Genomic DNA, 13,662 nt, shown 5'->3' with positions numbered 1-13,662 from the left:
CCTCAGACTGAGGGCGTTATCATTTATGGGCTAAACCGAGTGCAACCACGGGAAACCACCGACACCGTCATCATCGGCGCTGGCGTCATTGGCCTGGCCATCGCCCGTGAACTTGCACCCTCCAGATCTGTTGTGCTGCTCGAGCAGGAAAGCCGTTTTGGCGAACATCTTTCTTCCCGCAACAGCGAAGTCATCCACGCCGGTCTCTACTATCCGCCAGATTCCCTGAAAGCTCGCCTGTGCCTGCGTGGCAACGCCCTGCTGTACCAGTACTGCCAGGAACAACAGATTCCCTATCAACAGTGCGGCAAGCTGATCGTCGCCTCACAGGGCCAGCAAGAGGCGCTGGACAATCTGTACCGTAACGCGATGGAGAGTGGCGCCACAGGACTGCATCGGTGCAACCCGTCATGGCTGCGTCAGCAGGAGCCATGGTTACAGGCCAGTGAAGCCCTGCTCAGCGAGCACAGCGGCATCCTTAATAGCCACGCCTTCCTTTCAAGACTGGCTCAGGAAGCGGAGGGCCAGCATGCCCTGCTCTGTTATCGGCACCGGGTGCAGCGGATTGACTGTGGGCCAGGGGATTTCCTGCTGCAGGTAGAAAGTGACGACACAACCTTTGAACTCCGTTGCCAGCACTTGATCAATGCCGCAGGCCTCCATGCCGTTCCCTTGCTGAAAGACTGCAACGGCTTTCCCGCAGAAAAGATTCCCGAACAGCGGCTGGCCCGAGGCAACTATTTTTCCCTCAGCGGGGGCAGCCCCACCCGGAGGCTGATCTACCCGCTACCGGAAGCAGACGGATTGGGTATTCACCTCACCGTGGACCTGGCCGGCCATGCCCGCTTCGGCCCGGATGTGGAATGGATCAAGCACAGGGATTACCAGGTCAATACCGCCCGGCTACCGCAATTCGAAGAAGCGATACGACGCTACTGGCCAAGCCTGAATACAGACAGACTCACCCCTGCCTACGCCGGCATCCGCCCCAAGCTGTTTATGGAAGGAGAGCCCTATCGGGATTTTCTGATACAGGGAGAGAAGGAGCACGGCATCAAAGGGATGATCAACCTGCTGGGCATTGAATCTCCGGGGCTGACAGCGGCACTGGCCATTGCGGAAGATATCGCCAACCACGGTTAAGTTTACGTAGGGTGCCACTGAGCCCAAGCGAACGGCACCATTCAAACGCCGGATCGGTGCAGTTCGCCTTGGGCTCAGTAGCACCCTACGCTCACTTTGAACTTTTAACTTCTTCTACCGATGACGCCCCATTACCCTTCCCGCCAAACGTGTCACCCAGCTAGCAGGTAATACCCGCACCAAAGAGACCATGATTCGATACAAGGCACCGGGAACCACCACCGCTTTCCCACTGGCCAGCGCCTTCAGCCCGACCGCTGCCACTACGTCCGCGGGCATCATCGCTTTTTCCAGATCCGGATCCATCCGCTCACGGGCGATGGACGAAAACTCGGTGCGGGTGCCGCCGGGGCACAGTGCCGTCACCACAATGCCCGCTGGCTTGAGTTCTTCGTGGAGAGCACGACTCAGATGCAGCACACAGGCCTTGCTGGCTGCATAGGTGGCCATGCCCGGGATCGGAAACCAGGCAGACACCGAGCTCACATTGAGCACCCAACCCTGGCCCCGTTGCGCCATGGGCGCGGCAAACCGCTGAGTCAGCGCCAGCAGGCTTCGTACGTTTACATCGACCATGCCCAGCTGATCCGCTACCGGCAGCGACAACAGCGGCTTCTGGAAACCAAAACCCGCATTGTTGATGAGAATATCCACCTGCCGCCCGGCTGCCTGCGTCTGGGCATACACCGCCTCGGCCGCTTGCGGCTCAGCCAGATCGGCGGTGATCACATCAACGGTGACCGCCGCCAACTCCCCGGCAAGGGAATCGAGTCGCTCGGTGCGCCGCGCCACCAGAATCAGGTTGCAGCCCACGGCAGCCAGTTGCCTCGCCATCTGTTCGCCGATGCCACTGGAGGCGCCGGTAATTAACGCGGTTTTTCCCGAAAACATTATTTGCTCCAGCTTTCAGCTTTGGTCGTCCTGATGAGGTTCAAGGCACCTGCAGGAACGTAGCGTAGCGGAGTAACGCCCGCCAGGGCGGCCCGCAGGGTGAGCGCAGCGAATAATTCCCTTCCAGGGGACGAACCTCGCGAAGCGAGGCGACCGAAGGGAGTGATTTCCAATTCCCGAGTGACAGAGACAGATACGTTTTTGGTATCTGAACCGTTTTCCTCGCTGTCGCTCGGTTCGTCCCTCAAGAGGAACTCCTACAGCGGCTTCGTAGGAATTCATCATTTCGCGGAACGTTTGGGTCTTCCCCACGCCATTAAGCGTAGTTTGTACCCCAAAAACAAAAAACCCGGCACAAGGCCGGGTTTTTTGTTGGTGCGGGAAGCAGGCTTTTTACAGCTTGCCGTCCAGCTCCGGTACTGCTTCGAACAGGTCAGCCACCAGGCCGTAGTCCGCCACCTGGAAGATGGGGGCTTCTTCGTCCTTGTTGATAGCAACGATGACCTTGGAGTCTTTCATGCCGGCCAGATGCTGAATGGCACCGGAGATGCCCACAGCAACGTACAGGTTCGGCGCAACGATTTTACCGGTCTGACCGACCTGCATGTCGTTGGGTACGAAACCTGCGTCAACGGCAGCACGGGATGCACCCACGCCAGCGCCCAGCTTGTCAGCCAGCTTGTACAGGATTTCAAAGTTCTCACCGTTACCCATGCCACGACCACCGGAGATAACGATCTCGGCAGAGGTCAGCTCGGGACGATCAGACTTGGCCAGCTCTTCACCCACGAAGGAGGAAATGCCAGCGTCTTTGACAACGTCCAGGCTCTCAACAGAAGCGGAACCGCCTTCTGCTGCAACGCCATCGAAGGAAGTACCACGTACGGTGATGACTTTCTTCGCATCGCCACACTTAACGGTGGCAATGGCGTTACCGGCGTAGATCGGACGCTTGAAGGTATCAGCGTCAACCACGTCGGAGATTTCGGAAATCTGGGCCACGTCCAGCAGAGCCGCCGCGCGGGGCGCGAAGTTCTTGCCGGTGGTGGTGGCAGCAGCCAGGATGTGGCTGTAATCGGCACCAACTTCGGCAACCAGATCGCCAATGTTTTCGGCCAGCTGATGCTCGTAAGCATCGTTGTCAGCGCACAGTACCTTGGAAACGCCATCAATCTTGGCAGCTTCTTCAGCAACAGCGCCACAGCCTTTACCGGCTACCAGCACAGTGATGTCGCCGCCGATCTCTTTGGCAGCAGCAACCACACTCAGGGTGACCTTGTTGAGCGCGGCGTTATCGTGTTCGGCGTAAACTAATACACTCATCAGATCACCTTCGCTTCGTTCTTCAGTTTCTCGACCAGCTCGTCAACGGAGCCAACGATGATGCCAGCCTGACGCTCGGCCGGGGCTTCCACACTGACAGTGGTCACACGCGGAGTCAGGTCAACGCCCAGATCAGCGGCTGTTTTGGTATCCAGCGGCTTCTTCTTGGCTTTCATGATATTTGGCAGAGACGCGTAACGCGGCTCGTTCAGGCGCAGGTCAGTGGTAACCACTGCCGGCAGGTTCAGCTCAACGGTCTGCAGGCCGCCGTCGATTTCACGGGTAACCTTCACTTTACCGTCGGCCACGTCCACTTCAGACGCGAAAGTGCCCTGCGGCATGCCGGTCAACGCAGCCAGCATCTGGCCGGTCTGGTTGTTGTCGCCGTCGATAGCCTGCTTGCCCAGAATAACCAGCTCAGGCTTCTCTTCGTCAACGATGGCTTTCAGCGCTTTGGCGATGCCCAGCGGCTGAACGTCTTCGTCGGTTTCTACCAGGATAGAGCGGTCAGCGCCCAGAGCCATGGCAGTACGCAGTTGTTCCTGAGCGGTCTTGGGACCGATGGAAACAGCAACGATTTCGGTAACCACACCCTTCTCTTTCAGACGTACCGCTTCTTCTACAGCGATTTCACAAAAGGGGTTCATGGCCATTTTGACATTGGCGAGATCAACACCAGTGTTGTCAGCCTTCACGCGAACCTTGACGTTGTAATCAACGACTCGCTTGATGGGTACAAGAACCTTCATAGGATCCTCGGAATGTTCCATTGGGTGACATGTAGAAGGAGGCGATAATTGACGCCGTTGCCGGGTCCACCCCCGCGAAAGAGCCGCTATCTTGAACGCTCGGCCAAAGCAGGTCAATAGGCCGAAAATCTGTAAGCGAATGATTTTGCTGCAAATAGAACAAATAAGGTGTCCACTTTTCGTGACTTTGCAGTCGGCCATTTCCTTGTAAATCAACCAGCTAGCAAGGGATAATCCGAACACCTGTTTGAAATGGTTGCAGTGCGCCGCCCCGCCGGATCAACACCCGGTAACAATGCAGCGGGCGTTGCGGCCAACCCAGGCAGTGGTGCGGTTTCGCCTATCTCTATATACTCCGCGCCACCCCAAGGCTGGCCCCAGGTGGCTGCTGAGAAAGGTTTTTCTGTGGCAGAGTGTTTCAGAACCCCTTTCTCAGTGGCTTCAGGGCCGAACACGCAATCGATAGCGAGGAGACAGGCTGTGGAACGCGAATCTATGGAAGTCGATGTAGTCATCGTCGGCGCCGGTCCTTCCGGTCTGGCAACCGCCTGCCGTCTGGGCCAGATCGCCCAGGAAACCGGTCAGGAAATCAGTGTGGTCGTGGTAGAGAAAGGCTCCGAAGTCGGTGCCCATATTCTCTCCGGTGCGGTGCTTGAGCCGCGCGCCCTGAACGAGCTGTTTCCCAACTGGCAGGAAATGGGCGCTCCGGTGAACACCAAGGTCACCGGCGACGAGATCTACTACCTCACCGGCCCGGAAAAGGCACAGAAAGTGCCGAACCTGTTCGTACCCAAGACCATGCACAACGAAGGGAACTACATCATTTCCCTGGGTAACCTGTGCCGCTGGCTGGCAGAACAGGCCGAAGGTCTGGGCATCGAGATCTTCCCCGGCTTTGCCGCCAGCGAAGTCCTCTACAACGAAGATGGTTCGGTGAAAGGTATCGCCACCGGCGATTCCGGCATCGGCCACGACGGCGAGCACAAGCCCAGCTATACCCCCGGCATGGAGCTTCACGCCAAGTACACCATCTTCTCTGAAGGTTGCCGTGGTCACCTGGGCAAACAGCTGCAGGAAAAATTCAACCTGCGCGAAGGTACCGACCCACAGCATTACGGGCTCGGCATCAAGGAACTGTGGGACATCGATCCGGCCAAGCACCAGGAAGGTCTGGTGGTTCACACCGCCGGCTGGCCGCTCACCGAGTCCGGCTCCCCGGGTGGTGCGTTCCTGTACCACATCGAGAACAACCAGGTTGCCCTGGGTCTGATCACCGACCTGGCCTACTCCAACCCGCATGTGTCTCCGTTCGACGAGATGCAGCGCTGGAAGACCAACCCGGAAATCAGCAAGCACCTGGAAGGCGGCAAGCGTGTGTCCTACGGCGCCCGTGCCATTTCCAAAGGTGGCCTGCAGTCTCTGCCGAGAATGACCTTCCCCGGTGGTCTGCTGGTGGGCTGTAACGCTGGCACCTTGAACTTCGCCAAGATCAAGGGCACCCACACCGCCATGAAGTCCGGCATGATTGCCGCCGAAATCCTGGCAGAAGCGTTGAAAGGCGGCCGTGGCAGCGACGAGCTGACCGAGTACAAGGACGCCTTCGACAAGAGCTGGGTACACGAAGAACTGCACGCTCAGCGCAACTTCGGCCCGGCCCAGCACAAGTTCGGTAACTTCATCGGCTCTGCCTTTGCCTTCGTGGACATCAACCTGTTCAACGGCAAACTGCCAATCACCATGCGTGACACCACTCCGGATCACGCCACGTTGAAGCCGGCAGATCAGAGCAAGAAGATCGACTACCCGAAACCGGACGGCAAGATCACCTTCGCCAAGCTGGACAGCGTATTCCTGTCCAACACCAACCACGAAGAAGATCAGCCGTGTCACCTGACGCTGAAAGACCCGAACGTACCGCTTGAGGTGAACCTGCCCAAGTGGGACGAGCCGGCCCAGCGTTACTGCCCGGCGGGTGTGTACGAAGTGGTTGAGGACGAGAACACTGGCGACAAGCGTTTCCAGATCAACGCCCAGAACTGCGTGCACTGCAAGACCTGCGACATCAAGGACCCAACCCAGAACATCAACTGGGTGGCTCCGGAAGGCACCGGCGGCCCCAATTACCCGAACATGTAATTGGCCGCACGGCTTCCGTGTTGCAAACAAAAAAGGCGCCTTCTCAGGCGCCTTTTTTGTGGATGGCAGGCAGGTAATTGAACCTTGTGGGCTTGAGGGAAGCGATGTTTCACATCGCGAAAGACCAGAGGCTGGGCAGCCCCTGGTCATACAAGCCCCACAAGGCACTGCCTACGAGTGGCAGACTCAGACCGGACGCTGCAGCCGCTGGATCACCCGGGCTCGCCGCTCCGCGCGATTCTTGCGCAGGCGATACCAGGCCAGACGAATGCGATAGTCCAGCTCATCCATCAATGCCAGCGACGGGATCGGCGGCATCGAAAGATCCGGCTTGCGGGACTGAATCCGCTGGGGAGCTTCCAGTGTCTGGGGGTCATTGCGTTTCATGGTCTCCTCCCTGTTCGAGAACGTTGTGGAGTGGCTGGGCTGTGATTGGCCTCCATGATGCAATCGGGTTTACTATCAGTAAATCGAAAAGATCTTTACCTATCGTTCAATTTTTCTGAAAGGTGAAACATGCCACCGGACAGCCCACTTCAGCCCCTGCTGGACACGGAAATCCTGCGCAGCTTCGTGGCCATCGCCGAGACCGAAAGCTTCACCCAGGCCGCCGCCGAAGTGTTCCGCACCCCCTCTGCCCTGAGCATGCAGATCAAGCGACTGGAACAACAGGTAGGCCAGCGTCTGTTCCTGCGCGAAGCCCGCCGGGTGAGTCTCACGGCCGAGGGCGAAGCCATGCTCGGCTATGCCCGACGCCTGCTGAAACTGAACCAGGAGGCCATCAGCCATTTCACCGCTCCGGAGCTGGAAGGCACGGTACGACTGGGTACCCCGGACGATATCGGCACCCGTATCCTGCCCCAGGTACTGACCCAGTTTTCCCGCTCCCATCCGGCGGTACAGGTGAATGTGATTGTCGGTCGCAGCGCCGACATGCTCAAGCAGCTGGATGCCGGCAAGCTGGATCTGATTATGGTCACCACCGGTAAGCAGGCCCGTCCGGCACGGGGGGAAGTAGTGCATAGCGAACCGCTGGTGTGGGCCGGCGCCCAGGGCGGCATCGCCGTCAGCCAGACTCCCCTGCCCCTGGCGCTGGCCAGCCAGGGCTGCCCCTGGCGCAAGGTGGCCCTGGAAGCCCTGGACCGCAGCGATCACCGCTACCGGGTTGCTTACACCAGCGAACACTGCGCCGGGCAGGAAGCCGCCATGCAGGCGGACCTGGCCATCGGCCCCTTCCCCCTCAGCCTGATCCAGCCTCCCCTGCAGCAACTGGGCGATGAATACCAGTTACCCGAACTGGGCGATTACCAGATCGCCATGCTTTATCGGGGTGAAGAAGGCTCTGCCACCCATGTGCTCGCCGGCCATGTGCGAGCGGTTTTTCGAGCACTACGGCTATAGCCGGTCAGAAAAAGCCACAATGATACAAATAATTAATTTTGTCTCATTGTTTGATGGCGCACTCCTCGCTAGCATGAAATGAAACAAGCGTATGAACCACCACGCTGACTGCGAGGACAGAAAAACAATGACAGCTCAAGCCAATCTGGAAAGCCGCCAGGCCCGACTGGAACACGACTGGCCCACTCCCCTCACCGCCAGGGAACTGGACCAGCAATTCCCCGGTATCTTCGATGGCGCGATGCTGTTGGCCGGTGGCGCCAACATCATCCTGCAACTGGCCCTGCCTGCGGTGGGCTATGGGGTGGCGGAAAGCCGGGTGGAAAGTGGCTCGATACTGCATCATCCGATCAAGCGCTCACGCACCACCTTCACCTACCTGGCCGTCGCCATGATGGGCACCAGTGAAGAGAAGCTGGCCTACCGCAGGGCAGTGAATCGCTCCCATGCCCAGGTACACTCCACCGAAGACTCACCGGTGAAATACAACGCCTTCGATGAAAACCTGCAGATGTGGGTCGCCGCCTGTCTCTACTGGGGTTTCGTGGACACTCACCAGAAACTGCATGGGCCAATGAGCCAGCAGGAACAGGAAACCTTTTACCAGCTGGCCCACCCGCTGGGGACCACGCTGCAAGTGCGGCAGGATACCTGGCCGAAAGACCTTGAGGCGTTTGACGCCTACTGGCAGGAAGGTCTGCAGAAGCTGCACATCGACGAGCGCATCCGCCAGTATCTGATGATGATTGCCGACCTGTCATTCCTCAGCTCGCCAACCCGGTTTCTGTTGGGGCATTTCAACCGGTTTGTGACCACCGGTTTCCTGCCAGCCGAGATTCGTGAGCAAATGCAGCTGGAATGGAATGACAAAAAACAGCGGCGTTTCGAGCGTACCGTGCGCACCATTGGCCGCATCAGTCTGCTGCTTCCGCGTGTGATCCGGCAGGCCCCCTACAACCTGGTGCTGTGGGATTTCCGCCGGCGCCTGAAGAAAGGCAAGCCGCTGGTTTAAGGGGCTTCGCGGATTAGAATGAAAGAGACCGCAAACCCCCACGGCTTTCCAAAACGTAGGGTGCACTGAGCCTAAGGCGAACTGCACCGGACCGGCGTTTGGTGGTGCAGTTCGCCTTAGGCTCAGTGCACCCTACGCAATCTGTGGCGCCGATCCCTTATGAAAAAATCGAGGAAACCTTTAGCGCCGTAAGCTCACGCCATTCACCCGGTTTCAAGGTGTCATCCAGCACCAGATTACCAATCGCCAGCCGATGCAGCGTCAGCACCTTGTTATCAAACCGCCCGAACATGCGCTTGATCTGATGATAGCGGCCTTCGCACAGCCACACGTCAGCCTCGAAACGGCTGCGGATCTTCAGCGTAGCCGGGCGCGTCGTAATGCCCTCGTACTCGAACCACATACCCTCGGCGAACGCAGCCACGTACTCTTCGGCTAACGGCTTCTCCACCGTCACCCGATAATGCTTACTCACCTGATTCTCCGGCAGACTCAACTGCCGGGACCAGTCGCCATCATTGGTCAGCAGCACCAGGCCGGTGGAATTGAAATCCAGCCGCCCGGCCAGATGCAGCCCTTCACGCTGATCCTCCGACAGCAGCTCCAGCACCGTAGGGTGATGATCATCACGGGTAGCGCTGACCACCGCGGCAGGCTTGTTGATCATCAGATAACGAGGCCGGTTTGCCTGCAGAATCTCACCATCGCAAACCACCACATCAAACGGGCCGATCCGTCGCTGTCGGTCACGCTCCACCTTGCCATTAACCTGCACGCGCCCGGCCGCCAGCGACAGCCGCAGATTACTGCGGCTGATTTGCAGGCGGTTGCTGAGAAAACGGTCCAGGCGGTGGTATCGGGAAGTCATGGCGGAATCATAGAGCGCGGCGCAGAGAATACAATCTCCCGCCCGCAGGAGTGGAAAGCCACATCGGCAAGCTACTGAAAGGTTTTGCCATCATGTTTCAGCCAGCCATCCACGTGGCGCCCTTGCGGATCATCGTGGGTCCAGTGGATCACCCCACCCCGCTCATTCCACTCGTACTCGCCGAAGAAGCTGACGCTCTCGCCCTCACGCAAGTCTGGAATCCGTGGCGCCAGATCGATGTTATGGGCGATCAGAAGGGTCTGGCCAGAGGCGAGCTCAAGAATGAATTTCTGGTGGCGGCTGCCTTCGTTATCATCCGGCAGTACCTTGACCACCCGACCGGCGCCTTCCACCTGGACATCGCTTTGCCGGTTTTCATAGGCCGCCTGAATAACCTGATCACCGGCAACCGCGGCCGATGTCGTTTGTGGCGCCTGAGTGGGAGCCTGGCTGACGGCGCTGTCGTCACGAAGGTTATCCAGCCCGTACAGTGCCAGCACTGTCACGGCTGCAGCGATAACCGGGACCATTTTTTTCATCGACTTCTCTCTGACCTGTTTATTCCCCCCTTTTTTACCACAAGCCATCCGCAATGCCAGACACCCCATACACAAAAAAAGGGGCAGCCCAGGCTGCCCCTTCCTTTTAGCCATCCACTCAACACACCGTCAGGCTTCCACGGTTTCCTCGGCATTCGCACACACAAAGTCATAATCCGTGGAGCGCACGTTGCGGGTTTCCAGCCAGTAGCGCCAGGTGGAGCCCGGCCACAGGGCGAAGTTCTTGCCATCGTCCTGTTGGTACCAGCTGGTGCAACCAGAGGTCCAGGTGGTGCCCTGCAGACGGCGCTGCACGTTGGCATTAAAGGCTTCCTGGGCTTTCGGTTTCACATCCAGATAATCCGCGCCTTCCTCACGCAGCAGCGCCATGCATTGCAGGATGTATTTCACCTGACACTCGATCATGAACAGAATCGAATTATGGCCCAGGCCCGTGTTCGGCCCCACCAGCATGTACAGGTTCGGGTAGCCACTCACGGTAACCCCGTAATGCGCTTCCGCGGACTTGGCCCAGTCCTTGTGCAGGTCATGGCCCGGCAAACCGGTGAGCGGGAAATCTTTCATGTAGATGCGCGGGTCCACCACAAAGCCGGTACCGAGAATGATGCAATCCGCGTCATGTTCTACCCCGTCGTCGGTGACCACGCTGTTGGCTTTCACCTCGCGGATCCCGGCGGTAACCAGCTCCACATTGTCGCGGTTGAACATGGGGTACCACTTGTTGGAAATCAGCACCCGCTTGCAGCCGAAGGTGTAATCCGGCGTCAGCTTTTTCACCAGGGCCTTGTCTTTCACTTGCAGGCGGATGAATTGCTTGCACAAGGCACCCAGCAGTTGCGCGGCCTTCGGGCTGGAGGCCGGTGCCACCCGTGATTCATTGCTCCAGTACAGCCGCGCCCGGTGCAGTTTGCGTAGTGCCGGGAAGCGCTTGAACAGGCGTTGTTGAATCCCCCAGTAACCGCGCTCATCCCGGGGAATTACCCAGGCTGCGCTGCGCTGGAACACGGACAATTTTTTCACCTTGGGCGCAATTTCCGGGCAGTACTGAATGGCGCTGCCACCGGTGCCGATGGACACCACCTTCTTGCCCACCAGATCATAGCCATGATCCCACTCGGCGGAATGCATCACCTTGCCCTTGAAGCGCTTGAGCCCTTTGATGTTGGGCACGTTCGGCACATGCAACGGGCCGGAGGCCAGCACAAAGTGGCGGCAATCGATGGTCATGCCCGAGGCGGTGCGTATCGTCCAACGCCCGGTGGTCTCATCGAAATGGGCTTCGTTCACTTCCTGGTTGAACTGGATAAAAGGCCGCAGCTTGTATTGCTCCACGGTATCGAGAATGTAGTTCTCGATTTCATCCCGGGGCGCATAACGTTTGCTCCAGTCCGCCTTGCCGGCGAACGAAAAGGAATACAGGTGCGACTGCACATCGCAGGCCGCCCCCGGATAGCCATTGAAGTACCAGGCCCCGCCCACTTCCGCAGCCTTTTCCAGGATCACAAAATCCTCGTTGCCCGCTTCACGCAATTTAATCGCCATGCAAAGCCCGCCTAAACCGGCGCCCACGATGGCCACATCCACGGAAATCGTCTTTGCTGAAATCTTCGCTTTACTGGTCATGTCCCTGTCCTCCTCAGGCGGCTTTCAGCCGGTTCACATCGAAGGCCGCCACTTCGTCCATCAGTGCCTCGGCCTGGTCCAGGAATTCCCGGTTGTCATGCATCCAGGGGTGAAAGCCGGGGCGGAAGAAATCCAGCCAGTCCGGCAGTGCCCGGCGCAGCACGCCCGGGCGCCCCACCGTCAGGTTCAAAACTTTCCACCAGCCCTTCAGGTTCAGCAGGCCGCCGCCCTTCGCCACCATCACCGTGTAGAACGGCAGGTACAGGCTCCAGAACAACGCATTGGCCAACAGAAAGGCGCCCACACGCAGGCCATAGGCCTTGATGCCCTTGCCCACCACCTGCTCGAAGGCATCGAAGCACACCGCCTTGTGCTCGGTTTCCTCAATGGCATGCCAGCGCCAGATCGCCGAGTAATGCGGGTCCACCCCTTCCATCAATTCGGTATTGCGCAGCAGCATGTCCCCCAGCACGGCGGTCAGATGCTCCAGTGCCACCGTGGCAGCCAGTTGCAAGGAACGCGGCGCCTTCTTCACCAGCTCCAGCAACCGCACCACCACCGCATCCATGGCCTCGATAGGCATACCCTCGGCCACCAGTGCTTCGTTGTATTCCTCATGCTCGCGGGTGTGGAAACCCTCCTGGCCGATAAAGGCCGAGACTTGTTCCTTCAGGTGCGGGTCGGTGATTTCCTGGCGATAGTTGCGCACGCTCTGGATAAAGAAGCGCTCCCCCGCCGGAAAGAAAATCGACAGGGTGTTATAGAACTGGGAGATATGCAGCCCGCCCGGATTCCAGCTCAATGCCTTACCGGCGGGCAGCCCGAATTTGAGATTCCGGCGTACCGGATCAACCTGAATTGTCATTGTCATGCCCCTTGAACAGATCGGATTGATCGGATGCTAGGGCCAGGTGGATGACAGGCTCAATGGTTACATTGGTTAATGTTATGGTTTGTTGATATGGGTCAAATCAGGCGGGCCGAAGAATACAAAGCAGCAAATACCGTCTACTTAACGACAGGAAAAATATCGCATACATCACCTCAATCAGACCGCATACCCGCAGCGTATTGACCCTTCGCTCCCAGGCTGAGATCGTCGAGGCCACACCAAACCATCAGGAAAACAACAACATGCGTTTGATTGGATTACTGCTGGCCCTGCTCGCTGTGGGCTGGCTGGTCATGACTCAACTGAAAAGCACACCGACCCCAACCGTCGACGGTGCCGGCACCACCGTCAAGGCACCTCGAAATGCGGAAGAGCTGAAGGCCTTCGAAGACCAGGTGAATCGCTTGTCGGATAAGCAGAACGCCAAGACCCGGGAGGCGCTGGAGCAGATCCAGTAGGAGCGCCGCTTGAGGCGCGAACCGACAAGCCCTACGGCAACGTCTGCATCCGATAAAACGCCAACCCTGAATCTGATCAGCCGTTGGACCGTTGCGAAAGGAACACCCAGCCAAAGAACAGCATGAAGGCCAGATCATTGAGCCCGTAGATGCTGTAGAAAACCCCGGCAAACAGATCCTGCTCATACACCGCGCCAAGGCTATGGTTCGACATCCACAGCCCCCACACCACCACATACACCAGCTTCTCGATGGCAAAGGCCGCTGCCAGCCAGCGGATATTGCCCTGGATAAACGCCGCCCCCAGATAGGCCAGCCCCCACACCATGATCATCAGCAACCCGAAGTTGGACATGACCACCGGATCAGCCTGATTGATGGCGTCATTGGTGAAGGCTCGGGAGAAAAGCAGGACGCCGCCGATATTCATCAATGCGGCGGCGATAAAACCGTTTCTGACCAGGTTGGTGTTCATTGTCTCTCCACTGTTTTTGAGGATTATTCTGATTTCATTGGAATTGACCGACGAACAATAAAATCTCATTTATGCGTCAGCTTGGGAAGCTGCTGTAGGAGCGCCTCTCGAGGCGCGAACAGCCTGACCGC

14 protein-coding genes are annotated in these 13,662 nt (G+C 58.3%); 5 read left to right on the top strand and 9 right to left on the bottom strand.

Features of this window, described 5'->3' with window-relative positions:
* The first annotated feature begins 39 nt into the window (after window positions 1-39).
* Window positions 40-1,143: an NAD(P)/FAD-dependent oxidoreductase gene (locus ACMG4N_RS10060; RefSeq protein WP_414431522.1), complete on the top strand. Its 1,104-nt coding sequence runs from the start codon at window positions 40-42 to the stop codon at window positions 1,141-1,143.
* A 114-nt stretch (window positions 1,144-1,257) separates the two neighbouring features.
* Here ACMG4N_RS10060 and ACMG4N_RS10055 read toward each other — a convergent pair whose 3' ends face one another.
* The 3 genes from ACMG4N_RS10055 to ACMG4N_RS10045 form a co-directional block, all read right to left on the bottom strand.
* Window positions 1,258-2,034: an SDR family NAD(P)-dependent oxidoreductase gene (locus tag ACMG4N_RS10055; protein WP_414431520.1), complete on the bottom strand. Its 777-nt coding sequence runs from the start codon at window positions 2,032-2,034 to the stop codon at window positions 1,258-1,260.
* A 393-nt stretch (window positions 2,035-2,427) separates the two neighbouring features.
* Window positions 2,428-3,357 carry an electron transfer flavoprotein subunit alpha/FixB family protein gene (locus ACMG4N_RS10050; protein ID WP_335625883.1) on the bottom strand — a complete coding sequence of 310 codons (930 nt, stop codon included), beginning with the start codon at window positions 3,355-3,357 and terminating at the stop codon, window positions 2,428-2,430.
* Window positions 3,357-4,106, bottom strand: a complete 750-nt coding sequence (locus ACMG4N_RS10045) for an electron transfer flavoprotein subunit beta/FixA family protein (RefSeq protein WP_035244876.1) — start codon at window positions 4,104-4,106, stop codon at window positions 3,357-3,359. Before ACMG4N_RS10045 ends, ACMG4N_RS10050 begins: the two co-directional genes overlap by 1 nt.
* A 480-nt stretch (window positions 4,107-4,586) precedes the next feature.
* On the opposite strand from ACMG4N_RS10045, the gene ACMG4N_RS10040 reads away from it, so the two are divergent.
* Window positions 4,587-6,242, top strand: coding sequence for an electron transfer flavoprotein-ubiquinone oxidoreductase (locus ACMG4N_RS10040; RefSeq protein WP_297763125.1), 1,656 nt, complete (start codon window positions 4,587-4,589; stop codon window positions 6,240-6,242).
* Between the two features lie 186 nt (window positions 6,243-6,428).
* Here ACMG4N_RS10040 and ACMG4N_RS10035 read toward each other — a convergent pair whose 3' ends face one another.
* Window positions 6,429-6,629: a hypothetical protein gene (locus ACMG4N_RS10035; protein ID WP_297763120.1), complete on the bottom strand. Its 201-nt coding sequence runs from the start codon at window positions 6,627-6,629 to the stop codon at window positions 6,429-6,431.
* Between the two features lie 129 nt (window positions 6,630-6,758).
* Between ACMG4N_RS10035 and ACMG4N_RS10030 the strand changes: the two genes are divergently transcribed.
* Window positions 6,759-7,643, top strand: a complete 885-nt coding sequence (locus ACMG4N_RS10030; RefSeq protein WP_335625886.1) for a LysR substrate-binding domain-containing protein — start codon at window positions 6,759-6,761, stop codon at window positions 7,641-7,643.
* A 127-nt stretch (window positions 7,644-7,770) separates the two neighbouring features.
* Window positions 7,771-8,655, top strand: a complete 885-nt coding sequence (locus ACMG4N_RS10025; RefSeq protein WP_414431517.1) for an oxygenase MpaB family protein — start codon at window positions 7,771-7,773, stop codon at window positions 8,653-8,655.
* A gap of 157 nt (window positions 8,656-8,812) precedes the next feature.
* Here ACMG4N_RS10025 and ACMG4N_RS10020 read toward each other — a convergent pair whose 3' ends face one another.
* The 4 genes from ACMG4N_RS10020 to ACMG4N_RS10005 form a co-directional block, all read right to left on the bottom strand.
* A complete protein-coding gene (locus ACMG4N_RS10020) occupies window positions 8,813-9,523 on the bottom strand; it encodes a pseudouridine synthase (RefSeq protein ID WP_414431515.1) in 711 nt (236 codons plus the stop codon).
* Window positions 9,524-9,594: 71 nt separating this feature from the next.
* Complete coding sequence (locus tag ACMG4N_RS10015) at window positions 9,595-10,062, bottom strand: DUF3465 domain-containing protein (RefSeq protein WP_414431514.1); 468 nt, start codon at window positions 10,060-10,062, stop codon at window positions 9,595-9,597.
* A gap of 129 nt (window positions 10,063-10,191) precedes the next feature.
* A complete protein-coding gene (locus ACMG4N_RS10010) occupies window positions 10,192-11,706 on the bottom strand; it encodes a flavin-containing monooxygenase (RefSeq protein WP_414431512.1) in 1,515 nt (504 codons plus the stop codon).
* A gap of 13 nt (window positions 11,707-11,719) precedes the next feature.
* On the bottom strand, window positions 11,720-12,571 hold the full coding sequence (locus tag ACMG4N_RS10005; protein ID WP_414431511.1) for a metal-dependent hydrolase: 852 nt from the start codon (window positions 12,569-12,571) through the stop codon (window positions 11,720-11,722).
* Between the two features lie 269 nt (window positions 12,572-12,840).
* Between ACMG4N_RS10005 and ACMG4N_RS10000 the strand changes: the two genes are divergently transcribed.
* Window positions 12,841-13,056 (top strand): hypothetical protein, encoded by a 216-nt coding sequence (locus ACMG4N_RS10000; RefSeq protein WP_414431509.1) that lies wholly within the window; start codon window positions 12,841-12,843, stop codon window positions 13,054-13,056.
* Between the two features lie 76 nt (window positions 13,057-13,132).
* Here ACMG4N_RS10000 and ACMG4N_RS09995 read toward each other — a convergent pair whose 3' ends face one another.
* On the bottom strand, window positions 13,133-13,531 hold the full coding sequence (locus ACMG4N_RS09995) for a hypothetical protein (RefSeq protein ID WP_414431508.1): 399 nt from the start codon (window positions 13,529-13,531) through the stop codon (window positions 13,133-13,135).
* Window positions 13,532-13,662 lie beyond the last annotated feature (131 nt).

It is taken from the genome of Alcanivorax sp. IL2, from assembly GCF_047495475.1.
In the GTDB taxonomy this organism is placed as follows: Bacteria; Pseudomonadota; Gammaproteobacteria; order Pseudomonadales; family Alcanivoracaceae; genus Alcanivorax.
This window is presented reverse-complemented; position numbering and strand designations above follow the sequence as displayed.

What these genes read in the sequence shown, in the direction of transcription:
- ACMG4N_RS10055 (WP_414431520.1), bottom strand. Translation starts at nt 2,034, where the DNA reads ATGTTTTCGGGAAAAACCGCGTTAATTACCGGCGCCTCCAGTGGCATC.
- ACMG4N_RS10050 (WP_335625883.1), bottom strand. Translation starts at nt 3,357, where the DNA reads ATGAGTGTATTAGTTTACGCCGAACACGATAACGCCGCGCTCAACAAG.
- ACMG4N_RS10045 (WP_035244876.1), bottom strand. Translation starts at nt 4,106, where the DNA reads ATGAAGGTTCTTGTACCCATCAAGCGAGTCGTTGATTACAACGTCAAG.
- ACMG4N_RS10035 (WP_297763120.1), bottom strand. Translation starts at nt 6,629, where the DNA reads ATGAAACGCAATGACCCCCAGACACTGGAAGCTCCCCAGCGGATTCAG.
- ACMG4N_RS10030 (WP_335625886.1), top strand. Translation starts at nt 6,759, where the DNA reads ATGCCACCGGACAGCCCACTTCAGCCCCTGCTGGACACGGAAATCCTG.
- ACMG4N_RS10025 (WP_414431517.1), top strand. Translation starts at nt 7,771, where the DNA reads ATGACAGCTCAAGCCAATCTGGAAAGCCGCCAGGCCCGACTGGAACAC.
- ACMG4N_RS10020 (WP_414431515.1), bottom strand. Translation starts at nt 9,523, where the DNA reads ATGACTTCCCGATACCACCGCCTGGACCGTTTTCTCAGCAACCGCCTG.
- ACMG4N_RS10015 (WP_414431514.1), bottom strand. Translation starts at nt 10,062, where the DNA reads ATGAAAAAAATGGTCCCGGTTATCGCTGCAGCCGTGACAGTGCTGGCA.
- ACMG4N_RS10010 (WP_414431512.1), bottom strand. Translation starts at nt 11,706, where the DNA reads ATGACCAGTAAAGCGAAGATTTCAGCAAAGACGATTTCCGTGGATGTG.
- ACMG4N_RS10005 (WP_414431511.1), bottom strand. Translation starts at nt 12,571, where the DNA reads ATGACAATTCAGGTTGATCCGGTACGCCGGAATCTCAAATTCGGGCTG.
- ACMG4N_RS10000 (WP_414431509.1), top strand. Translation starts at nt 12,841, where the DNA reads ATGCGTTTGATTGGATTACTGCTGGCCCTGCTCGCTGTGGGCTGGCTG.
- ACMG4N_RS09995 (WP_414431508.1), bottom strand. Translation starts at nt 13,531, where the DNA reads ATGAACACCAACCTGGTCAGAAACGGTTTTATCGCCGCCGCATTGATG.